Annotated in this window: 31 protein-coding genes; 16 read left to right on the top strand and 15 right to left on the bottom strand. The window is 69.7% G+C overall.

Annotated elements, in window-relative coordinates:
- Positions 1–6: 6 nt before the first annotated feature.
- The 4 genes from ABD329_RS18830 to ABD329_RS18815 all read left to right on the top strand — a co-directional run bounded on the left by ABD329_RS18830 (position 7) and on the right by ABD329_RS18815 (position 3,193).
- Positions 7–648 carry a hypothetical protein gene (locus ABD329_RS18830; RefSeq protein WP_344316658.1) on the top strand — a complete coding sequence of 214 codons (642 nt, stop codon included), beginning with the start codon at positions 7–9 and terminating at the stop codon, positions 646–648.
- 117 nt (positions 649–765) lie between these two features.
- Entirely contained in the window at positions 766–1,113 is a 348-nt protein-coding gene (locus ABD329_RS18825) for a hypothetical protein (RefSeq protein ID WP_246618314.1), read from the top strand.
- A gap of 61 nt (positions 1,114–1,174) precedes the next feature.
- Complete coding sequence (locus ABD329_RS18820; RefSeq protein WP_198276246.1) at positions 1,175–1,888, top strand: restriction endonuclease; 714 nt, start codon at positions 1,175–1,177, stop codon at positions 1,886–1,888.
- Between the two features lie 273 nt (positions 1,889–2,161).
- Positions 2,162–3,193 (top strand): esterase-like activity of phytase family protein, encoded by a 1,032-nt coding sequence (locus ABD329_RS18815; RefSeq protein WP_214664674.1) that lies wholly within the window; start codon positions 2,162–2,164, stop codon positions 3,191–3,193.
- Between the two features lie 66 nt (positions 3,194–3,259).
- On the opposite strand, the gene ABD329_RS18810 is transcribed toward ABD329_RS18815, so the two are convergent.
- The 7 genes from ABD329_RS18810 to ABD329_RS18780 form a co-directional block, all read right to left on the bottom strand.
- Entirely contained in the window at positions 3,260–3,817 is a 558-nt protein-coding gene (locus ABD329_RS18810) for a phosphatase PAP2 family protein (RefSeq protein ID WP_198276249.1), read from the bottom strand.
- Between the two features lie 35 nt (positions 3,818–3,852).
- On the bottom strand, positions 3,853–5,076 hold the full coding sequence (locus tag ABD329_RS18805) for an MAB_1171c family putative transporter (RefSeq protein WP_198276245.1): 1,224 nt from the start codon (positions 5,074–5,076) through the stop codon (positions 3,853–3,855).
- Between the two features lie 16 nt (positions 5,077–5,092).
- On the bottom strand, positions 5,093–5,653 hold the full coding sequence (locus ABD329_RS18800) for a toxin (protein ID WP_198276244.1): 561 nt from the start codon (positions 5,651–5,653) through the stop codon (positions 5,093–5,095).
- Positions 5,654–5,736: 83 nt separating this feature from the next.
- Complete coding sequence (locus ABD329_RS18795) at positions 5,737–6,189, bottom strand: hypothetical protein (protein WP_344316657.1); 453 nt, start codon at positions 6,187–6,189, stop codon at positions 5,737–5,739.
- Positions 6,190–7,100: 911 nt separating this feature from the next.
- On the bottom strand, positions 7,101–7,628 hold the full coding sequence (locus tag ABD329_RS18790; RefSeq protein WP_198276242.1) for a hypothetical protein: 528 nt from the start codon (positions 7,626–7,628) through the stop codon (positions 7,101–7,103).
- 228 nt (positions 7,629–7,856) lie between these two features.
- A complete protein-coding gene (locus ABD329_RS18785; protein WP_198276241.1) occupies positions 7,857–8,063 on the bottom strand; it encodes a hypothetical protein in 207 nt (68 codons plus the stop codon).
- A 32-nt stretch (positions 8,064–8,095) separates the two neighbouring features.
- A complete protein-coding gene (locus ABD329_RS18780) occupies positions 8,096–8,446 on the bottom strand; it encodes a DUF6011 domain-containing protein (protein ID WP_198276240.1) in 351 nt (116 codons plus the stop codon).
- A 202-nt stretch (positions 8,447–8,648) separates the two neighbouring features.
- Between ABD329_RS18780 and ABD329_RS18775 the strand changes: the two genes are divergently transcribed.
- The 10 genes from ABD329_RS18775 (at position 8,649) to ABD329_RS18730 (ending at position 15,459) form a co-directional block, all read left to right on the top strand.
- Complete coding sequence (locus ABD329_RS18775) at positions 8,649–8,774, top strand: hypothetical protein (protein ID WP_281404622.1); 126 nt, start codon at positions 8,649–8,651, stop codon at positions 8,772–8,774.
- A gap of 155 nt (positions 8,775–8,929) precedes the next feature.
- A complete protein-coding gene (locus tag ABD329_RS18770) occupies positions 8,930–10,207 on the top strand; it encodes a DNA methyltransferase (RefSeq protein ID WP_198276239.1) in 1,278 nt (425 codons plus the stop codon).
- 14 nt (positions 10,208–10,221) lie between these two features.
- Positions 10,222–10,686 carry a hypothetical protein gene (locus ABD329_RS18765; protein WP_198276238.1) on the top strand — a complete coding sequence of 155 codons (465 nt, stop codon included), beginning with the start codon at positions 10,222–10,224 and terminating at the stop codon, positions 10,684–10,686.
- Entirely contained in the window at positions 10,686–10,889 is a 204-nt protein-coding gene (locus ABD329_RS18760; RefSeq protein WP_198276237.1) for a hypothetical protein, read from the top strand. The genes ABD329_RS18765 and ABD329_RS18760 overlap by 1 nt, the downstream gene beginning before the upstream one ends.
- On the top strand, positions 10,886–11,425 hold the full coding sequence (locus ABD329_RS18755; RefSeq protein WP_198276236.1) for a ParB/RepB/Spo0J family partition protein: 540 nt from the start codon (positions 10,886–10,888) through the stop codon (positions 11,423–11,425). Before ABD329_RS18760 ends, ABD329_RS18755 begins: the two co-directional genes overlap by 4 nt.
- Positions 11,422–12,471: a DNA cytosine methyltransferase gene (locus ABD329_RS18750; protein WP_198276235.1), complete on the top strand. Its 1,050-nt coding sequence runs from the start codon at positions 11,422–11,424 to the stop codon at positions 12,469–12,471. Before ABD329_RS18755 ends, ABD329_RS18750 begins: the two co-directional genes overlap by 4 nt.
- 101 nt (positions 12,472–12,572) lie before the next feature.
- Entirely contained in the window at positions 12,573–12,914 is a 342-nt protein-coding gene (locus ABD329_RS18745; RefSeq protein WP_198276234.1) for a hypothetical protein, read from the top strand.
- A 93-nt stretch (positions 12,915–13,007) separates the two neighbouring features.
- Complete coding sequence (locus tag ABD329_RS18740; RefSeq protein WP_198276233.1) at positions 13,008–13,514, top strand: hypothetical protein; 507 nt, start codon at positions 13,008–13,010, stop codon at positions 13,512–13,514.
- Positions 13,511–13,792: a hypothetical protein gene (locus ABD329_RS18735; protein WP_198276232.1), complete on the top strand. Its 282-nt coding sequence runs from the start codon at positions 13,511–13,513 to the stop codon at positions 13,790–13,792. The genes ABD329_RS18740 and ABD329_RS18735 overlap by 4 nt, the downstream gene beginning before the upstream one ends.
- A 107-nt stretch (positions 13,793–13,899) precedes the next feature.
- Positions 13,900–15,459 (top strand): terminase large subunit domain-containing protein, encoded by a 1,560-nt coding sequence (locus ABD329_RS18730; RefSeq protein ID WP_246618313.1) that lies wholly within the window; start codon positions 13,900–13,902, stop codon positions 15,457–15,459.
- 54 nt (positions 15,460–15,513) lie between these two features.
- Here the strand turns inward: ABD329_RS18730 and ABD329_RS18725 are convergent, their stop codons facing one another.
- From ABD329_RS18725 to ABD329_RS18690, 8 genes are all read right to left on the bottom strand, one after another.
- The gene (locus ABD329_RS18725) at positions 15,514–15,729 is read right to left on the bottom strand and encodes a hypothetical protein (RefSeq protein WP_198276231.1); all 216 of its coding nucleotides are present in this window, start codon (positions 15,727–15,729) and stop codon (positions 15,514–15,516) included.
- A gap of 183 nt (positions 15,730–15,912) precedes the next feature.
- Positions 15,913–16,251 carry a hypothetical protein gene (locus ABD329_RS18720; protein ID WP_198276230.1) on the bottom strand — a complete coding sequence of 113 codons (339 nt, stop codon included), beginning with the start codon at positions 16,249–16,251 and terminating at the stop codon, positions 15,913–15,915.
- 212 nt (positions 16,252–16,463) lie between these two features.
- Complete coding sequence (locus tag ABD329_RS18715) at positions 16,464–17,072, bottom strand: hypothetical protein (RefSeq protein ID WP_198276229.1); 609 nt, start codon at positions 17,070–17,072, stop codon at positions 16,464–16,466.
- An 88-nt stretch (positions 17,073–17,160) separates the two neighbouring features.
- On the bottom strand, positions 17,161–17,409 hold the full coding sequence (locus ABD329_RS18710) for a hypothetical protein (protein ID WP_198276228.1): 249 nt from the start codon (positions 17,407–17,409) through the stop codon (positions 17,161–17,163).
- Positions 17,410–17,560: 151 nt separating this feature from the next.
- Entirely contained in the window at positions 17,561–17,779 is a 219-nt protein-coding gene (locus ABD329_RS18705; RefSeq protein WP_198276227.1) for a DUF4314 domain-containing protein, read from the bottom strand.
- Positions 17,776–18,048 (bottom strand): hypothetical protein, encoded by a 273-nt coding sequence (locus ABD329_RS18700; protein WP_198276226.1) that lies wholly within the window; start codon positions 18,046–18,048, stop codon positions 17,776–17,778. Before ABD329_RS18700 ends, ABD329_RS18705 begins: the two co-directional genes overlap by 4 nt.
- Before the next feature lie 177 nt (positions 18,049–18,225).
- Positions 18,226–18,480, bottom strand: coding sequence for a MerR family transcriptional regulator (locus tag ABD329_RS18695; protein WP_198276225.1), 255 nt, complete (start codon positions 18,478–18,480; stop codon positions 18,226–18,228).
- Between the two features lie 95 nt (positions 18,481–18,575).
- Positions 18,576–18,800: a hypothetical protein gene (locus ABD329_RS18690; RefSeq protein WP_198276224.1), complete on the bottom strand. Its 225-nt coding sequence runs from the start codon at positions 18,798–18,800 to the stop codon at positions 18,576–18,578.
- 144 nt (positions 18,801–18,944) lie between these two features.
- Between ABD329_RS18690 and ABD329_RS18685 the strand changes: the two genes are divergently transcribed.
- Positions 18,945–19,190 carry a hypothetical protein gene (locus ABD329_RS18685; protein WP_198276223.1) on the top strand — a complete coding sequence of 82 codons (246 nt, stop codon included), beginning with the start codon at positions 18,945–18,947 and terminating at the stop codon, positions 19,188–19,190.
- A gap of 107 nt (positions 19,191–19,297) precedes the next feature.
- Positions 19,298–21,115: a hypothetical protein gene (locus ABD329_RS18680; RefSeq protein WP_198276222.1), complete on the top strand. Its 1,818-nt coding sequence runs from the start codon at positions 19,298–19,300 to the stop codon at positions 21,113–21,115.
- Positions 21,116–21,132 lie beyond the last annotated feature (17 nt).

Below are 21,132 nucleotides of genomic sequence, written 5' to 3'. Positions count from 1 at the left end.
CCGCTCATGAACGACGCCACGCAGACCAGCGAGATCGCCCGCCACCTCCTTGACCAGGTGTTCCCCGACGACGCCACACAGCGCGTCCCCGCGCCTGGCCCCATTCACCCGGAGCGCATCCAGGAGGTACTCAACCGCCCCGCCCCCGAAACGGCCACCCCCGAGGCGACCCCTTTCCACGTCCCCAAGGGCTACTCCCTCCGCGAGACCCACCGGACCAACCCCGACGGCTCCACCGAGCTGATCCGCGAAACCATCCCGATCCCCTCCATCTCCACACCGATCCCCGAGCCCGCTGTGGCGCGCCAGACCCCGCCGCCCCCCGCGTCCGCGCACGCCAGCGAGCGTAGGAGTCTGCCGGACTGGCTCACCGCCAACCGCCGCCGTATCAAGGCCAGCCTGTACTTGACCGCCACGGTCGGCGCCACGGCTCTCGGCGTCATCTACGGGCCCGAGATCGCAGCAGGCGTCAGCGCGGGCGCTACCGCGGTGGGAAGGGCCGCCCTCACCGTGCTCAAGGTCATCGGCATCGGCGTCGCAGTCGGCCTCGGTCTGCGTTTCGCATTCGGCGGCGGTGGCGGCAGCAGCAAGCGCAACCGCACCGGCACGTTCGAAGGCACCTTGAAAGGGACCTGGCGCGAGGACTGACAGTCCTGCCACCGCGCGACAACCGCGCTCCCGTCGACCGGTCAGCTCCGTCCGACGCCCGCCGGCCCTTCGGGGCCGGACCCCGCCCCGGCACCAACGAGCCTCGAGAGGAACCCCATGGACATCCTCAGCACCGCCGAACAGATCGTGACCATCGCGGCCACGCGCACCTACGTCGACGAGATGGGGGTCGTCGACCTGGACGACCCGATACAACTTGGCAACCACCTCGCGGCCGCCAAGAAGATGCTCGTAAAGATCTCGGAGGCGTTCACCGACTCCACCACGGACGACGTCGTCCGTGCTGCCGAACAGATCGTGGCCCTCAAGGCCGTGCGTGCCTGCGTGACCGAGATCGAATCCCTCAGCACGACTGCCCCGGGACGGCTCGCTGGCCACCTCATGATGGCCGAGACGCTCCTCATGGAGATTCCCACCGTGTTCGGCGAGCCCTCCACCGCCTGACTCGGACGCCCGACCACCAGCCCCTGCCCGTCCGCTGCTATCCCGTCATCGAGGAGAGTCCATGGCCAGCACCAGCCGCAGCCCGCGCCCGTCCCGCTCCCGCCGCTCCAGGAAACGCCGCCTCGCAGGACGCCGCCCGACCCGGCGCAGCACCTTCGCCCGAGGCGCGGTTCGATTAAGCACCGGGGAGTGGCTGATCATCGGCATCCTGATCGCCCTCGCCATCACCGGCATATCCGACTACCTCGCCCAGCACCCCGTGGTCCTGGCCACTCTGCTCACCCTGCTCGGCCTGGGGGGCACCCTCACCGCGACCCTGTGGGGCCGGAGCCGATACCGACGCTGGCGCAGAGACGGTCACGGCCAGATGCCGACCCGGATCGACAGCTGGCGCGCCCTGTCGCCTGACGGCTTCGAACGGGCCGTGGCCCGCCTGTGCCGTCGCGACGGCTGCACCTCGGTGAAGGTCCTGGGCGGCACAGGCGACCGGGCCGGAGACGTGAAAGCCCGTACCCCGGACGGCCGGTGGGTGCTGCTGCAGTGCAAGCGGTACCAGGAGGGCAATAACGTCGGGTCCCGGGTGCTGTACGAGGTCAACGGCACCTACCGGGTAACCCACCGCTGCGACATCGCCGCGATTGTCACCACCAGCTCCTTCACCACCTCTGCGGTCGACTGGAACAGCGACCTGGAGCCCGAGCAGCGGCTCCGCCTCGTCGGGGCGCGCCAGCTGCTCGAATGGGCGGACGGCACTGGACCGGCGCCCTGGGAATGAAGACGCACGAGCACGATGTGGCGCGGCCCCAGGGGGAGAGGGGCCGCGCCACACTTATATGACATCTAAACGCTTCCTTACGTAGTGGGTTTCGTGTTACGGTGTGGAGCACCGGGAGGCCGCGGGCATCGGCCGAGCCTGGTCGGACGGGTCAGCCCTGGAGCAGCTGAACCTGACCGTGCAGTACGGGAGATGGGAGCGCATCGGCCCCGTCCGGACCCACCAGGGACCGGACGGGGCCGTTGTCGTTGTCAGCCCCGGTACCGTTCGCCCATGCGCATACGCTTACGCCCTGCCGTGGCCGCGGTCACCACCGCGGTGACGGCGGCCACCTGCCTGACGGCCGTTGCCAGCCCGGCCTCCGCCCACCCAGCACCGCGCGCCTGCTCGCCGTCCGCGCGCGTGACGGGCTACTCCGACGCGCTGGACAAAACCACCTTCCGCGGCGCGTACGTTGGCAACCTCTCCGCCCTGGCCGTGGACACCAACGGCCGCCTGACCGCGCTGTCGGACCGCTCGAAACTCTTCACCCTCGACCGGCACGCCCGCCCGGCTAGTGTGGTCTCCTTCGCCGACGAGACCGGTCAGCAGCTCGACTCCGAAGGACTGGCCATCCAGCGCGACGGCACCCGGCTCATCACCTCCGAGACCGAGCCCTCAGTGCGCCGCTACGACCGCCGCGGTCGGCTTCTCGAACGGCTCCCGGTCCCCGGGGCCCTGCAGACCCACAAGGTCAGCAACCGCACCTTCGAGGGCCTGACCCTCGACGACCACGGCAACACCCTCATCGCCTCCATGGAGGGCTGGCTGACCACGGACGGCACCGACACACGGCGCATCCAGACCTGGCGGCGCGGCCACCGCGGCGACTTCCGCCTCGGCCGGCAGTTTGCCTACATGGGCGACACCGGATACGGCATCGCGGAGATCGAGGCGATCGGCGACGGCCGCCTCCTGGTCCTCGAGCGGTCCTTCGCCTCCAGCGTCGGCTGGACGGCGCACCTCTACGTCGCCGACCCCCGCTCGGCCACCAACGTCAGCGGCATCACGGGCTTGGCCAATCTCGCCTCGGGGGTCCGCTTCGCGTCCAAGACTTTGATCGCCCGCCTCGAAGACTGCCCGCCGCTGGGCGCCCCGTCCAAGGTGGAGGGGCAGGCCAACCCGCTGCTGGGGAACATCGAGGGCATGGCCATCACTGGCCTACGCCGTGGTGGCCTGCACCTGACGCTCGTCACCGACGACGGTGAGAGCACCACCGAGATCACGCGCCTGTACGGCCTCGACGTGCGCCTGCCGCGCCGCTGACCCCTGAACGCAGATGAGCCCCGGACCGGTCGTCCGGGGCTCACGCGTGCGCGGGAATCGGTCGGCTCAGGCGAGCAGGTACACCGCCGCCGTCGCGGCGCCGAGCGAGGCGCCGGCGACCGTCTGAGCGATGGTGTGGTAGGTCAGCGCCACCCGGGACCAGCACACGGCCACCGTCAACAGGTAGGCGAGCAGCCACCAGGGCGACTGGACCGCGGCGAGCAGGGCGACGACGGCTGAGGCGACCGCCGAGTCCACTGAGATCTTCCAGATGGCGTTGACCGCCAGCAAGATGACGGTCATGGCCCACAGAGCGATCATTGCCAGGAGAATGCCGGTCGGTGCGTGACCGAGCACCATGATTGCCGAGCCCACACCGATCGACGCCAGGATCACCACGAAAATGGGGGCGCGCTTGGTCCGGTCGACGACGTGCCGGTCGCCCCAGGTGCCGCGCGTCCGCTCCCACTCGATGTAGGCGGCGGGAATGATCCCGGCATGCGTGGCGCCGAGCAGGCCCCAGGGAATGCCGGTCCAGTCGCCGGCGGCCGCCAGGCCGATGGCGAGCATCCCCGCGAGCAGTACGTTACGGGGCTGGAGGACATCGGTGACCGTACGGGCCATGCGGATCCCGATGGGGCTAGTCGTGGTCGTACTGGTCACGCCGTTACCCCCATGGGCCCGGCCGAGGCCAGAAGAACCTGAGCACGGTGGTACTCCACCTTCTTGTACGCCCGGGCGACGCTGCGCAGCCAGGCCGATTCATCGTCCTGGCTGGCGGCCGGCCGCTGTTCGAACGCCGCGACGGGCCCGGCGGCCGCGCCGCTGTGCTTCGCCGCCAGGGCGGCCTTGATCCAGTACGCCTGGGCCAGTGGACCGACGTGGTTCCGGCCGCGCTGAGCGGCAGCGGCCTCCCGGGCCGCAGGCAGCAGCTCGTCCGGCACGTAGTGGCGTAGCTTCTCGACTGCGTCGCCGACGTCGTTGATCCAGCGGTCGAGACGTATTTCGACGGCGACATCGTTCCGGGTCAGCTCGTGACGCAGAGAACCGGGCTTCTCCATCGGGGTCTCGGGGAAGGCTTCCATCAACTGACGCCACATCGGGTACAGGCGCACCAGCGCCCACCAGGACCGTGCGCGGCGGACGGACTCCTGGGTCGTGGGGATGGACACGCCGATCGCGAAGAACACGAAGAGCGCGTCCTGCATGGCCTCGGTGATGGACTCGACCAGGTGCGCACTGTCGTAGCCCGGGTGCTCGACGAGCCAGCCCCACATGAAGAACATCCGGCCGAACGAGTACATGACGCCAAGGATCATGGCAAAGGCCATCAGACCCAGGCCCGTCTTGAGCAGCGGGCGCTTCTCCCCGAAGAACGCACTGCTCCACTGGTAGAGGCACAGCGCGGAGGCTGAGCCCAGGTAGATGTAGAAGACGCTCATGTAGGCAGTGGCACCCGCCTGGCCGGCGTGGTCGGAGACGAAGCGGTCCGAGGGCGTCGACCGGTCGACGATCGTGAAGAACATGAGCGTCATCAGCGCGAATGCGGCCAGGGCGGTCTTCGTCGCTACCTTCTGCATGATCCGGGCCACCCGCACCGCCTGGGGCCGTTCTGTGTCCTGCCCGTAGACGGCGACGATGTAATACATGATCGCCAGGATCGCGATGCCGGCGCTGTAGTGCTTGATCAAGATGGAGATATCGGTGATGGCGCTGTTGTTCAGGCCGATCCGCACCACTCTGGTCTTGGTCCATAAGGCTATGCCGAAGCCTAAGAAACAGCCCCACAGAGAGCGGCGGCTGGCATCCTTGCCGCCCATTGCCCGCCAGATCGCGACGAGCGTTATCAAGGTGGCTACGGCGTAGCCAGCTATGTCCAGCACGGGTGTCCCCTCGGTGTTACGTACGGCGGAAAGGGTTGAAGCGGTGCGGGCGGGCGCGGTGTCCGCCGGTGGGCCGCGAGAGCGTGTCTCCGAGGCGGCCGAGCATGTCGTCGCTCGAGACCGCCCGGGCCATGCGGGGAATGAGGGAAGCGCCGAGCTCGGCGAACTTCTCCTCTTCCTGTTCGTAGTTGGCGCGGGCCTGGATGGTGACCTCGCCCTGCCCGACGCGCTCGATGAGCGTGGTGTCGAGGACGGGCAACAGCACCTGGAGTTCCTGTGGGCTGAGCGTGGTGCCGTGGTCGAGCCACTCGTGGCACAGCTCATGGAGGATGACGTGGTCGGTCTGGTACTCCGTCGGCCGGCGCCGGTACAAGATGATGCTGAACTCGGCGGTACTGATCCGCAGCCCGCAGGCAGTGCCGGGACGGACCAATTGCTCAGGAACCTCCTTGAGGAGCAAGGTCCGACCGCGGGCCTCTTCCATGTTGGCTACCAGAGCGTCGATGGTGAACGGGGCCGGGATGGGAAGGTCGGCCAGCTCCTCTTCGACACGCTTTTGCAGCTCACGCAGAGACATTCGGACCTCGTAAATCAGGACTCTCGCGCGGGGGCGCGGTGGAGGCGGCAGATTGTAGCCACCGAAAACGAACAGAAAGTTCGCTATTTCTCCTCGGTTTTCGCTGCCCTGGCCTGGTGTTTCGCCTTGGCCTCATCGACCAGCGACATCGCGAAGTTCAGGAGCTCGGGCGTGAGCCCCTGGTCGCCCACGCCTCGGCCCGCGATTCCCGTGATGTCACCGGACCGCTTCATGGCCAGGAACGCCAGGGCGGCCACTGCGTCGTGTGCCACATCCGATTCGTCCTTGAAGAATTGCCAGGCCACGCCGAAGCCGAGTCCGAGTGCCTTGAGGATGTCGTCGCTGACCTTGGTGTTGTCTACCTCGCCCTTGCGGAGCCTGCCGAAGTAGCTGTGCGACAGTGCCCCGCCTCGAGCCTCGACCATCCGGGAGAACTCCCGGTCCGACGGAGGCCCGTCCGGGAACGTCTCCTCGAGCAGATAGATGATCTTCTCCTGCAGCGTCTGCGGCTCGGGCCTGGTCTCTCCGCCACCCACCTGGTCCCCCTTCCAGTTCAGGCGCATGCTGCGCCTGCGGGTGGCGGCGTCGCGCTCACCCGTTCGAATCTATGGTCGAACCTGTAATCAATCACGTGTCCGGCTTGCGCACCCACTCTACGTCACTGTTAACTCCAGTACACACCCACCGCACAGGTGCCTCGACCAGCTCCTGAGATGCGGAGGCCACACCAGTACCCAGGGGGAGGTCTCAACCGTGATGACCACGTCGGGAGTGCCATTCGTCCCGATGGGGGTGATGGCGGCACAACGACGAGCAGCCATCGTCGGGGACTTGACCCCTCCGCGCATCACCGCCCGCCCCGGTCACCGGTCCTCGTGTCCCTTCCACGCGACCGCATGGCTCAGATCCAGAGACGAGGGCAGATCTTGATGAACGGCTTGGACACCTCTTCCAGCACCACCCCGGCCACGCTTCAGGCCCTCCGGGCTACCCGCGCGGTCCCCGCCGCCCGGGGCAGCGCCTGCGAAGACGTGGTGTTGTTCACCGCGGCGGCCCCGGGCCTGCGCGCGTTACCAGAGGTCTCGCCCCGGCAGAGTGGTACCGAGGCCGCACACGACCCCGCACTCCAGCCCCCATCGGCGACACTCGCCTGCGCCCGTGCCGCGGGAATGCTCGCCGATGGAGAACGACTGCTTCATGTCACGCCCAGCCGCCCCTCGGCCACCATGGCCTGCGCCAGCGCCGCGTCGCTACTGGGCGAGACGCCCGACGTCAGCCTGACGATCGCGCGTATGCGCAATACAGAGCCCGCCGGAGGCGAAAATCTTTGACGCCCGCCACCGCTGAACTGATCATCGGAGAGCAGTTCGGGCCTGGCGCGGACCATCCCATTCCCTTCTCTAAACCCCCCGTGCCGAGAAGACCGCCAGGCCCGAACCAGTCGAACTCACGCGCTCCGGAGCCGGGCGGTCGCCGCTGCGAACCGCTCCTCTTCGACCTCCTCCGCGAACACCGCCCGGGCGTCATCAAGGAGGCTGTCCGCGTCCGGTCCGCTCATCTCGGCCAGCCGCACCAGCGCGTGCCGCACGGCCGTCAGAAAGAGCGCGAAACGCCGTCCCCCCGGGCCCGCACGGCGCCACGCTTCCGCCTGTGCGGCATCGTCCGCGTCCTCCAGGGCGGTGGCCGCGCGCAGCAGGAGCTGGGGCGTTGCCGCCCCGTCCGCGGTGTGGAAGAGATCCGCGACGATGTCCCGGATCACCTCGGCGGTCCACTCGGCGTCCTCGCGCAGGTCCTCGGCCCGCACGGGGTCCCGGCGATCCCCGCTGGCGCCGTGCGCGCAGGCGGCCAGGGCGAGCTCGGCGTCGACCGGCTCGTCCGGGTCGTGGCCGACCATGGCCCGGGCGGCCTCGTAGTACTCCAGCGCTGCCCGCCCCAGGGCAGCCCGATCGGCATTGGTGACATCGCGGTCCAGCATGGATAACTCCTCGTCCTCGCAAAGCGGTTGGCACCGCCCATCCGGTGCGGCGGCCCATTCATCACTCCGCTCGGGCAGGACTTGCAACCCCAGGAAAACCCGGCGTGTGCTGCGTCGATGCCGGCACCGGCCGGGGAAAGCCGAACGCCCCGCCGGCGGGCGGGGCGCAGGACGGACGCCGGCCTCTCGGGCCGGTCGAGGGGGTCCGACGCGCAGAGCCTTGGCCCGCTATTCGGCCATCAGATAGGCCACGACGCCCTCGGCAGCGGCGGCGCGATCCTCGGGCTCGGTCTCCGCGGCGGCCTCCGGAATCATGCGGACGATGTCGCCCTTTGCCGTCGTGACGACCAGCGGCTTGCCCTCGTCGGCGGCCCACATCACGGCTTCGGCGATGTCCTGATTGCTGTCTTCCCAGCTGGCCTCGCAGGTGTCCATGGGAATCCTCTCTGTCTGGGGGGGGCCGCCGGTCAGGCGGCGGTGACGATCTGTGCGGCGATGCGGTGGTAGCAGGTGTGCAGCCCGCGCAGTCCGGCCGGGCAGGTGCACGCCTGCGCGGCGGTCCGGTAGGTGGTGACCCCGTCGGAGGCCACCACCTGGAAGACCCGGCGGGCACGCAGGGGCACCAGGCCGCCCTGCTCGATCAACTCGGTCGCCTTCGCGACCTGCTCGGGCTTGTCGCCACTGGTCTGCCCGTGCACCAAGGCAGCGGCCTTGACCTTGCGCAGGCAGGTCGGGCCGTAGCCGAGAGCGGTGGAGTGGGCCGAACGGAGGGCGCGCCCGCAGCGGAGGCAGTGGGCGTGTCCGGCTGTGCGCTGCATCTCTGCCTCCTGGGGGCGGGTCGTCCTCACACCCCCAACCATACAACGCATCGTTGTAAAGTCGGAAGGGGGTGAGGCGAGCTCCTTTGCGGGGTGGCCGGATGGAGAAAGATTGCGATCCCACTTCCATCATTACAATGCTCCGTTGTATAGTTGTTCTTGCGAGGCAGGCACCGGCCCCGCCCGACACGAGGAGACAGCGATGTACGACGACCCCACCGACTACGGCTACGGCACCTGCGACAACGACGGCTGCGACGCGAACCTCGCGCCCCACTGCACCGGCGGCGGCTGCCAGGCGATCGTCTGCCCGGTCTGCGACGACTGACCCACCAGGCCGCCACACGGCGGCCCACCCCGACGCCCCGAACCCGCCCTGGGTACGGGGCACTTCGCATTTCCGGGCGCCTGCGACGCACGTCCTGGCCACCGTCCCGGTCGGGGAAAATGGATCACGGCACTGTGGGGGTGGACGGAGCTGCCATGGGCACCCCCACGCCCACCGCCGCGGTGACCTACCTCGGCACCCGCGACATCCCCTTCGACCAGCTCGAGCGCTTCCCCGGCAACCCCCGGCGCGGTGACGTCGACGCCATCCGCGGCTCCCTGCGTCGGCACGGCCAGTACCGCTCCCTGGTGGTCCGCGCCCTGGGGGAGGACCAGTTCGTCATCCTGGCCGGCAACCACACGCACGACGCACTCAGGGCCGAGGGCTACACCACCGCCCGGTGCGAGGTCATCGAATGCGACGACGACCAGGCCCGCCGCATCAACCTCGCCGACAACCGGCTCGCCGAACTCGGCACGTACGACAACGACGCCCTGGCCGAACTGCTGACCTACCTCGACGGCGACCTCGAGGGCACCGGCTACACGGCCGATGACGTCTCCGCGCTGCTCGGCACCGAGGCGGAGCCCGCCGCGCTCACAGACCCCGACGACATCCCCGACGCCCCGGCCGAACCGCACTCGAAGCCGGGCGACGTGTGGATCCTCGGCCGGCACCGTCTCCTGGTGGGCGACTCCACCGACGTCGCAGCCGTCGAGGACATGCTCGACGGCGACCGCTGCGACGCGATGTGGACCGACCCGCCGTACGGCGTCGACTACGTCGGCAAGACCAAGGACGCCCTCACCATCCAGAACGACGGCGCCACCGACCTGCCCGAACTCCTGGCCGGCGCCTTCGCCGTGGCCACTGTCGCCCTCAAGCCCGGCGCCCCCTTCTACGTCGCGCACGCCGACACCGCCCGCATCACCTTCGAGACCGCGATGACGGACGCCGGGTGGCTGGTACGGCAGAACCTCATCTGGGCGAAGGACACCATGGTCCTGGGCCGCTCGGACTACCACTACCGGCACGAGCCGATCCTGTACGGGTTCACCGACGCCCCGGCCGGATCCGGGCGCCTGGGCCGCGGCGGGGAGCGCTGGTACGGCGACAACGCGCAGACCACGGTGTTCGAGGTGCCCAAGCCCGCCCGCAACGCCGAGCACCCCACCTCCAAACCCGTCGACCTCATCACCGCCGGCCTGCGCAACTCATGCCGCCCCGACGGGTTGGTGTACGAGCCGTTTGGCGGCTCCGGCTCCACACTCATAGCCGCCCACATCACCGGGCGCACCGCCCGCGTCGTCGAGCTGGATCCCCGGTACGCCGACGTCATCGCGCGCAGATATCAGGAACACACGGGAGAACTGCCCCTGCTCAAGTCGACCAGTGAGCCGCACGACTTCACGCTCCCTGACCAGGGCGACTGATAGGCAGCTGACCCGTGCCCGCATCCAAGGCGCAACGCGCCGCCACCGCACACCGTCGCGCGCAGGCCATCGCTCTGCGGCTGGCCGGCATGGACTACCAGACCATCGCCGAACGGCTCGACTACTCCGACCGCGGTGCCGCCTCCAAGGACGTCCACCGTGCCCTCGAGGCGAACCTCGAGGCCGAGTCCGCGGCGGCGGCCACCCTGCGCGAACTCGAAGTCCAGCGCCTGGACCGGATGCAGGCCGCCGCCTGGGCCAAGGCAGCCAAGGGCGACCTGAAGGCGATCGAGACCGTCCTGAAGGTCATCGACCGCCGGGCCCGGCTCCTCGGGCTTGACCGGCCGACCCGTACCGAGATCACCGGCGCCGACGGCGGCCCGCTCCAGGTCGAAGCCGTCGACCTCGCCGAACTCGAACGCCTGATCACGCTCACCGACGACACCACGCCCGGCGACGAGAATCCGAAGGAGGCGTGATGCCCGCCCACCCGGCCGCCTTCGCCCACCTCGCCGCCCGGCTGTGCCGCACCCGCGACCCGGTCTGGCGCGACCAGCTCCTCGACATCTGGCTCGACATCCGCGACCGCGCCACTGAATGGGACGCTCGCCAATGGGGCTTCGACCCCGACAACTGGGCCCGGCACATCATCGCCGACCACGACGAAGGACGCCCCGCATGAGCGAGACGAGCGCCGGCCTGCCCGGCGCCACCTACACCGGCACCCGCGACATCCCGCTCGAGGACCTGATCCGCTACCCCGGCAACCCCCGCCGCGGCGACGTCGAATCGATCCGGGCCTCCATCCGCCGTCACGGCCAATACCGCTCGCTGGTCGTCCGCGACACCGGCGACGCCCTGGTCGTGCTCGCCGGCAACCACACCAGCGACGCGCTGCGCGCCGAAGGGCTCGCCACGGCCCGCTGCGAGGTCATCACCTGCGACAACGACACCGCCCGCCGCATCAACCTGGCGGACAACAAGCTCGCCGAGCTGGGCTACTACGACGAGGAGGACCTGGCCGCGATGCTCGCCGCGCTCGACGGCGATCTCGAGGGCACCGGCTGGAGCCAGCAGGAGGTCACCCGGCTGTTGACCGCCGAACTCCCCGACGGCTTCCCCGCCTTCGACGAGTCGATCGCCGAGGCCCTCAACCCCACCACGCACACCTGCCCCCAGTGCGGGCACACCTTCACCAGCGCCGAGGCCACCTCGTGAGCCCGGCCGTCGCCCGCACCCGCCTCGACTACGGCCAGCTGCTCGCCGACGCCTGGGCCGCCCACCTCGCCCCGCGCGAGACGGAGGCGCCGACCGTCGTGTCGACCTTCGCCGGGGCCGGGGGCAGCTCCCTGGGCTACTCCATGGCTGGGTACCGGGAGCTGCTCGCCGTGGAATGGGACGACCACGCCGCCGACTGCTTCCGCCGCAACTTCCCCCACGTCCTCCTCCACCACGGCGACATCGCCGCGCTCGACCCAGCCGTACTCGGCCTAGAACCGGGCCAGCTGGACGTGTTCGACGGGTCGCCACCGTGCCAGGGCTTCAGCACGGCCGGACGTCGGCAGATCGACGATCCACGCAACCAGCTCTTCCGGCAGTACGTCCGGCTGATCGACTACTGGCAGCCAAAGGCGTTCGTGATGGAGAACGTCGCCGGGATGGTCCGCGGCCAGATGCGCTCGTTGTTCGCCGAGATCCTTGGCACGCTCAAGGCCGCCGGGCCCGGCTACCGGGTCACCGCCCGGCTGGTGGACGCCTCCTACTTCCGCGTGCCCCAGAAGCGCCTGCGTATGATTTTCATCGGTGTCCGGCGCGACCTCGGTCTCGACCCGATCCACCCGGCGCCCGTCGACCGGCCACTGACCGTCCGCGAGGCACTGGCTGGCCTGGACGATCCGGGCTCCTTCCAGCGGCCTTCGGGCAAGGCGTCCCGAGTTGCGCCCCTCATCCGGCCCGGCCGCAACGGCGGCGACACACTCCTGGACCTTGGCGGCAAGAAGGCGTTCTTCAGCCTCGAGCGGCTCGACTGGGACAAGCCCTCCTTCACCCTCATCAAGGAGGTGTCCGCTTCCCGCAACGGGCTGCTCCATCCGGATGAGGACCGGCTGCTTGGTGTACGGGAACTCGCGCGCCTGCAGAGCTTCCCTGACGCCTACGACTGGGGCGGCAGCTCAGTCGAGAAGGTCTGGGCCCGCCTCGGGAACTCCGTGCCGCCCCTGTTGATGCGGGCCATTGCCCAGACCCTGCGTAACAGGGTCCTCTGATGCGGTGACCAGAGAAAACAGGTTCTCCCCACTTCCCTCTATACAATGAAGTGTTGTATAGTTCGGGTGTTGGAGAGGACCCCACCGAAAGGCGCCGAGTTATGAGCTGCAACCGCGACAACGTCACCTGGCAGGCCCCCGACGGGACCTGGAGCATCGGATTCTGGCGCTTCGAGTACACCCTCGACCCCGAGCACAAGGACTTCGACCACGAGTGGTCGACCGAGTACTACGACGACGCCTTCTGGTTCTGCTCCACCGGCCACTACTCCCCGGAGGCGGCCATGGACGCCTACCGCAAGGAGGAGCCCAACCCCGTCACGACGTACATCGTCCGCCCCTGGACCGACGCCGGGGCCGAGAAGGCGATCGCGCGCTACGAGGCCCTCGCGGCCAAGTTCAAGGCCGAGAACGGCCCGAACACCTCCATCCCCTGCCCCTGACCCGAAGGAGAAGGCCCGTAGACGCAGCGAGCGACTGCCCCGCACGCCGGGGCACCACACCGCCTCCGGGCGGTGTGTCTCATGGAGGACGCCATGCGCCACCTCGACCAGCTGCCCGCCGAACTGCTCCGGCGCCGCCTGGCTGGCGACGACTTCACCACCCTCGCCCGCGAGCTCAACTACGCCGACGCAGCCGCGGCCGCCGCTGCTCTCGCCCAGGCCCTCGCCGACGCCGAGCCGCTCGAGCCCACCGCGCGCCACCAAGCCGACCAGCGCACCCTCGACGAACTCCAGTACGCCATCTGGGACTCGGCTGTCGGCGGTGACCTCGACGCCATCCTTACCGCGCTTGCCATTCATGACGCCCGAAGCCGCCGCCGCGGCCTGGACGTCCGGGCCCGCCTCGAGCCCGCCGGCCCCGCCGTCGACCCGGCCACTGTCACCGCCGCCGAGCTGGATGAGCTCCTTGCGCTCGTCGCGGAGTCCGGCGTCGACGCCCGTGAGGCGGGCCCGGAATTTGAAGGTCGGCGATCCCTTGAGACTACAACGAAACGTTGTATAGTTAGGGGTGAGCGAACCGACCAAGGGGGTAAAGCATGAAGGCCACTGCGCACGCCGAATGCATCACCTGGCAGCAGATCGACGGCACCTGGAGCATCGGCTTTTACGACCTCGAGGCCGACGAGCCGACCGAGCACTTCTACTTCGCCTCCCGCGGCCACCAAAGCCTGGAGGCCGTACGCGACGAGTACGAGGGAGGGATCCCCGAGGGAGCCCTGAAAGTCCATCCCTACGGGACCCTGAGCACCGAGAACCGCGCGCTGTTGAACGCGATGGCCGCTCACTGCCTCTCCGGCCCGCGGCCCAAGGGGGTATGACAGCCCCAGGGCGCCCCGCTCGAGCGGGGCGCCCCAGGCAACGCTGATCAGCCACTCCCTGACTTGAGAGATCATGGAAGGGTGCGCGGGGGTGCACGGAGCCCCTGATGATGCAGGCGCCGGATCAGGACCAACGCCTCCTTGAGCGCTACCGCGCCCTCTCGCGCGCCCAGCGTCTCGCCGTCGCGCGCGTCGCCTCGCCCGATCTGCGGATCCGCCTGGCCCACATCGAACGGCAGATGGCGATGGACCGATCGCCGGGCTCGCTCGCCGCACTGCTGACCGACGGCCGCGAACTCCAGGCCCGGCACCTGGGCCTCATCGACAGCGCGTTCGTGCGGATCGCCCGCGGCGAGCGGATCCGGCTGCTGCTGAACATGCCTCCTCGACACGGGAAGAGCCAGAGGGCTGCCCGCTGGGCGCCCCTGTGGTACCTGCGCCGCAACCCCACCCACCGGCTGATGATCGCCTCCTACAGCGCCGTGCTCGCCGAGGGCCACGGGCGCTGGCTGCGCGACTCCATCAACGAGTACGGCGAGCAGCTCGGCATCTCTCTGCGCTACGGCTCCAAGGCGGCCGGCCGCTTCGACCTGACCGGCGGGCCCGGCGGCCTCGTCACCGCCGGTGTCGGCGGATCGCTGACCGGTATGGGCGCGCACCTGGCGATCGTCGACGACCCGCTGAAAGACGCCAAGGCCGCCGCCAGCCCGACGGTGCTCGGCGACCTGTGGGACTGGTGGCAGCAGGTCCTCAACACCCGCATGGAGCCCAACGGCTCCATCGTCGTCATTCAGACCCGCTGGAGCGAGAACGACCTGGCCGGCCGGATCCTCACCCAGGACGCTGCACGCGACACCGCCCGCTGGACCGTCATCAACCTCCCCGCGATCGCCGACAGCACCGACGACGCCCTCGGCCGCGCCATCGGCGAACCGCTGTGGCCCGAGCGCTTCGGCCTCGAGCACCTGCAGGACTTCCGCGACGAAGTCGGCGAGCGCGGCTGGTGGGCGCTGTACCAACAGCAGCCGAGGCCGCTCGAGGGCGGCATCTGGCGGTGGGAGTGGATCCGCGGCCACCGCATCACCCCCGAGCAGCTGCGCGGCATCAACCTCACCCGTGTCGTCGTCGCAGTCGACCCGGCCGGAGGCGGAGAGGACAGCGACGAGGTCGGCATCGTGGCTGTCGGCCGCGACGCCGCCGGGAACCTGTACGTCCTGGCCGACCGCTCCGGGAAGATGGGCGCGGCCGACTGGGGCCGGGCCGCGTGCGAACTCGCCCTCGAGGTCGACGCCGACGCCCTGGTCGTCGAGGCCAACTTCGGCGGGGACATGACCCGACAGGTGCTGGTCCAGGGTTGGGAAGAACTGGTGCGCGGCGGCGGGCCCGAGGCGGCCGGGGCGCTGCGCCCGCGGATCATCCCGGTCACGGCGAAGCAGGGCAAGAGGCTCAGGGCCGAGCCGATCGCGCAGCTGTACGAGCAGGGCCGGGTGCGGCACGTGGGGGAGTGGCCGGCGCTCGAAGTCCAGATGGTGACCTGGATGCCGGGTCTCGACTCGCCGGACCGCATGGACGCGGCGGTGCACGGTTTGACCGAGCTCGCCAATCCGGCGGCCGCAGACAGCGGGACGGGTGGCTACCGCGACGGGCGCCTCAACGGGCGCCGGTGAACGGCGTCGGGCCCGCCTCGCTCTCCTCGAGGCGGGCCCGCCATGGCCGTTCGGCTAGTTGCGGCCCCAGCCCAGGGCCTCCTGAGCCTCGGCGCTGAGGTAGCCCCGCTGCTCGCCCTCGGCGATCCAGCAGGTCCCGTCCTCCGCCTCGGCCACCTCGCCAACCGTGTACTCGAGGGCGTGGCTCGGCTGGGTGGCCAGGCGAACCTTGGCCTCCGGGTTCATCCGCTCGAGCGCTCTGATCAGGTCGGCGACCGTCATCTCGTTCATTCTGCTCTCCCTCTGGGCTCAAGGTCCGGGGGCTTTCCGCTGCCCCTTCGAGATCAACTATACAACGCAACGCTGTAAGGTTGAAAGGGGTTTGGTGATCTTTCTTCGTTCGGGGTGGCGGGTTCGTTCCGCAGCTTTGCCAGCCGCCCGGTGGGTTCGGGCGGCTGGCAAAGCTGCGGGTGGCTAGGCGGCGCAGGTGTCCACAATCGCCGTCCCGTCCGGGGTGTTGACGAACTCCCAGATCGCCCCGTGCAGGAGTGCGTCGCGGGCGATGGTCAGGTCTCCGTCGTACTCGGCGAGGTTGATTCGCCCTCTGGTGGCCGCGTCCGTGAGGGCCTCGCGCCAGTCGGCCCCCACCCCTGTCACGCGATACTCCATGTATCCCTTGAAGGTGGAGGCGAGGGCCTCGCGCCTCCAGGCGCGCCCCTCGGTGTCCAGGTCGGCGGCCGGACCGAAGGTCTCTGTGACCTCCGTGTGGGCGAAGCTTATGCAGATCCGGGCTCGGCGTCGTGCGCTGTCCATGGGGGTTCTCCCTGTTGTCCTGGGCGGTCGGCCGCCCTTCCGCCATTAACTATACGGCGATTCGCTGTATAGTTGAAGTCGTGCGGCCCAGCTCATCCGAGGAAAACCCCTGGTGAGAACGGCACTTGGCGCCCGGCAACACCGTGGCCGGTACCGTCGGACCGGCGTCGTGTGACGCGTGGTCCGCCCCAGGGCAAGCGGGGCGGACCGGATCAGTGCCAGGCCACGTCGCGGCCGTGTACGGCGCACCAGTCGGCCAGCTCGTACAGGTCCCGCAGGCGCCGCTGCAGGTAGCCCGGCGGGCGCCCGCCGACGAAGGTGCGGCCGAGCTGGATGTTCGGCACGCCCGGGTCCTCCGGTGCCAGCCCCAGGGCGGTCACTACCCGGGCGCGGAAGTCCTCGGCGGACACCTGTCCCCAGGCGTCGACCACGGCCACGGGGATCACCAGGGCGTCGTCCGGCACCTCGACCGGCAGGCCCGGCTCGAGGAGGTCGCTCGCCACGTCGTCGGTGTCCGGGGCGAGCTGGAAGCCGAGCGCCTCGAGGACGACCACCGCGTTGACGCTGCTGAAGTCCACCCAGGGCACCACCCCGTCGGGGTCGACCTCGTCCGCGACCAGCGGGTAGTCCGCGCACGCGTCGGGGTGGTCGCAGCCGGGCAGCGGACGGCGTGCGCCGGGCCGGGCGTTGGCCTTGTCGGCGGCGGCCTGGGCGTCGCGGTAGTCGCCGAAGCGCGGGGCGAGCAGGGTGGCCTGGGGGCAGCCGCAGCTGACGGCGTGACCCACGGGCGGCACGTGGGCTGCGGTGAAGGTGACGGACACGGTCCCTCCTCGGGGGTGGCGGGTCGGGTTGGGCCGGTCGGAGGGGGCTTGCCGTGCTTGCCCCAGGGCAAGCCCCCTCTGTACGCGGCTAGCTGGCGGCCTGGGCGGCGATCGCCGCGCGCAGCGCCTGGTCCTGCTCTGGAGTGGCGTTGGCGAATACGTACTCGGTGCCGCCGTAGCCCTCCCTGCCGTCGATGCAGGCCAGGAAGGTGCCGCCCGCCTCGACCCTGTAGGTGTAGTTGCCGACCGCTACGTCGGCGAGCAGGCCGAGGTTCGTCTTGCGGAAGGTCGCCGTACGGGCGGCCTCGAAGACCTGGCTCGCGGTGGCCTCGTCCATGACCGTCTCCTTCGGGTGTATGCGCCGGTCCGTTCCTTGCACCCCAACTATACAATGATGCGTTGTAAGGTTGGAAGTCGTGGCGCCGATCCACCTGGAAAACAAGGAGGTCAGGCCACCCCTGGGGTGGCCTGACCGGGGTGGTGCGCGGCTACACCTTCCGGACCGCGTCCCCCTCGTCCAGCAGCATCGGCAAGGTCGAGCCGGAGTCCCAGCCCACATCGAGCACCCGGCCGCCGAGCGGGCCCGGCGGCCGGAAGGCGGTCACTGTTCCCCGGTCGCCGGGCTTCAGTCGCGTGTGCTCGTCGGATGTGCACACCAGCTCCACGCGCTCGCCCGCCGCGTACGGCGCCTCCTGCCCGTCGGTCACCGGGGGTCCTTGCCTGCGGCGCGCAGGAGGTCCAGGGCGCCTGCGAAGCCGCTGTAGCGCAGGCCGGTCGGCGAGTCGGCGTCGATCGCGCGGAGGGTATCGGCGAGCGCGACCGGGTCGCTCTTGTAGTGGTCGCGGATATTGGTGGCCGTGAGCTGGTCGAGCAGCGTCGCCCGATCGGTTGTGTCCAGGTGGTCGACGGCCTTGGCGATCACCGCCAGGCGGTCGGCGGTCACCTGGGCCGGGGTGCGGCGCGCGGTGGCGGTCACGGCATCCTCCTCGGTTCGCGGGCGGGCCGGTCCCGCCCTCGCCTTCCAACTATACAATTATTCGTTGTAAGGTTGAAGTGCTTTGCCGATCTTCCTCACGCCTCCGGAAACGCCGCGCGCCCCGGCTCCAGCGGGGGAGCGGGGCGCGCCGCGGCGGTGCGGGCCGGGCCTGTCCGGTTAGGAGTCCTGGTCCTGGAGGTCGGAGCGGAAGCCCTGCCCGGGCCGCTTGCTCTTCCAGTCCTTCACGGTCTCCGGGTACCAGCCGGGCTTACCGCTCACCATCACATCAGGGTCCGGCAGGAGGTGGCGCTTCTTCGACCAGTAGTAGCGGACGGTCCCGGGTGCCACGCCGATCTCCGCAGCGACCTCCGCGTAGCCCCACACCTCGGCCCCGCCCCCCTTTTTGGGAGGTCGGCTCGATTCCTTCGTCATGATCCTTCTGTCCTCTGCTGTCGGGGGAGTGGAACGATGGGCGTGCGGTCCGCCCCGCTCTCCTCGGGGCGGACCGCAGACTGTTGCGGGGTAGTTCAGTGCACGTCGACCGTGCGCATCGCGAGCTGGAGCAGGTCGTCGTACGACTCCGACCGCAGTGCGGCCGACGCGAACTCCGCGGCTGCCTCGGCGTGCCCGGCCTCGCGCAGGGCCCGGCGCACCCGTCCGATGACGTAGTGCGCGTTGCCGTCCTCGCCGGACAGCTGCACCGTCACGTCGGGGTGCGTGGGTCCCTGGGCCTGCTGGATGGTGTCGTGCACGGCTTCTCCTTCCGCGCCGGGTGAGCCGTACCGGCACTGACTATACAACGGTCCGTTTTCTCTGGCTCCATTGCCACAATACAACATTACGTTATAGGGTGGGAAGCGTTGAAGCCCCCAAGTCCGCATCGGACGGAGGAACGGATGCACGACGAACGCGATGAACTCGCCTGGTACAAGCTGACCTCGACATGGATCGACGTGGACGTGCTGGGCTGGGAACTGGAGGGCGGAAAGCGCGACTGCCACGAGCAGTTCAGCGACATACCGGAGCGCGACCTCCTGCTGGCCAAGCGGTGGGCGAACAAGGTCATCGGCCAGCGCCGCACCTGGCGGCTGGTCGTGGAACGGGGCTTCGAGCACTACGAGGCCGGCCACCGATACTCCTGACACGCGGCCGTCCACCGGCCCCGCCCGTTGCGACGCCCGCAAGCCCGGCGGCCCCCCGCCGATATCCTTGATCACGGCGCGGGGCCGACCTTGTCCGGAGGGACGACGTGGGCCTGCGGCAATTCCTCATCGACGCCTGGGGATGGCTCAACTTCAAACCGGTGTACGCCGACCCGACGACCGGCGACCCCAACCAACGGGCCTTCCCGTCCGCGTACGCCACCTGGGTACCCGATGAAGACACGCGCCGCCTCGCCGCGTACACCGTGCTCGCCGCCTACGACGGCGGCCAAGCCGGAGAACTCGCCGAAGTCCGCGACGGGCCCTCCGCCCGCGAGCGCCGCGAGTACGGCGACCCGGCCGCCTTCATCGACGCCATCACCTCCGACGTCCTCGGCGACGAGCAGCGCATCGTGGTGGCCGGCACCGAGCCGGACGACACCACCACGGTCGACGAGGAAGCCCGCGCGGTTCAGGAGGACCTCCTCACCTGGGCCGAGGACGAGCAACTGGCCATGCGGATGCAGCAGGCCGAGCGCAAGGCCGTCGGACTCGGCGACGCGGTCTACCGGGTCTCCTGGGAGCCCGACAAGCGCCGCCCCGCCGTCCGCGTCATGGACCCCGGCTTCTACTTCCCCATCCTTGGCGACGACGGCGGGGAGTTCCCCCACCGCGTGCACTTCGCCTGGGAGATCCCAGAGGACAAACGGCGCGGCCTCAAGGCGCGGCTGCGCCGCATCACCTATGAGCTCGCTCCCATCCGCCCGGCGACCGCCTCGGGCGCCGACCGGCGCGGCCGGCCTCTGCGTGCCTTCGTCGGCGACGAGGACAACCCGCAGCTCATTCCGGGCGACACCGCTGACGAGCACGGAAGGATCTGGCGCCAGTACGCCTGGAACGACGAACCGTCCGACCTCACCTGCTACCTCACCGACGCCACCTGGCTGCTGGAAGACCTCGAGCGCACCGACGACGTCGACAACCTGCCGATGGGCAAAGCAACCTACGCCCAGCGCGGCGACGGCGAGGTGCTCGACGCCCTCGACCTCCTGATCGATTTCATTCCGGTGGTCCATCTGCCCAACACGGTGCCCGGCGCCGAAGAGCACTGGGGCAAGGCTTCCCTGGCCGCTGTCCTTCAGATCATGGACGAGCTGGCGGCATCCGACACCGACGCGGCACGCGCCTCGGCGACCACCGGCATCCCGATCCTGTCCGTCTCCGGCCTGCAGGACGGCCGGGCCAGCGTGCAGGTCGAACCAGGCACCGTCTTCCGCCTTGCCGACGGCGGACGCATGGACGTCGTGAACACCGCCCCTCAACTCGCCCAGCTCCTGGCCACCGTGGAGACCCTGCGTGAGCGCGCCGCGGTCAACCTGCGGCTGCCCCCGATCGCGCTGGGCACCCACGATCCGGCTCAGCTGCCCTCCGGCTACGCCCTGAAAATCAGTCTCGGCCCGCTCGACAAGCTGATCGCTTCCATGCGCTTGGCCCGTCGGCACAAGTACCAGCTCCTGCTGCGCTTCACGCAGAGGCTGTTCCTCGCCGGGCAGCACCCGGACTGGGTCGGCCGCGCGGTGCACCCGGCGAACCTGGTCTTCGGCGCGTACACCCCCACCGACCGGATGGGAGTTCTCGAGGAGGTGGCCACCGCCTTCGCGGCCCGGCTGATCAGCCTGGAGACCGCGCTACGGATGCTTACCGAGGGCGGCTGGCCGATCGAGGACATCCCCGCAGAGATCGAACGCATCCAGGGTCGGGCCTTCGACCAGGCCGCCGCGCTCGCCGACGCCACCGGCGATGCCGAGGCCGTACGCGATTACCTCGGCATGAAGCCCGCCGACCCCGAAAAGATCCCTGCCCCCGTCCTGACCGGACCGAGCACCCCACCACACGCCGAAGACGACGCGGGACAGCAGCAGTGAAGATCGACCGTAAACTC

The sequence above is a fragment of the Streptomyces javensis genome (genome assembly GCF_039525925.1).
Lineage (GTDB): Bacteria > Actinomycetota > Actinomycetes > Streptomycetales > Streptomycetaceae > Streptomyces > Streptomyces asiaticus.
The sequence above is the reverse complement of the archived record's forward strand: the minus strand, read 5'-3'. Positions and strand labels throughout refer to the sequence as shown.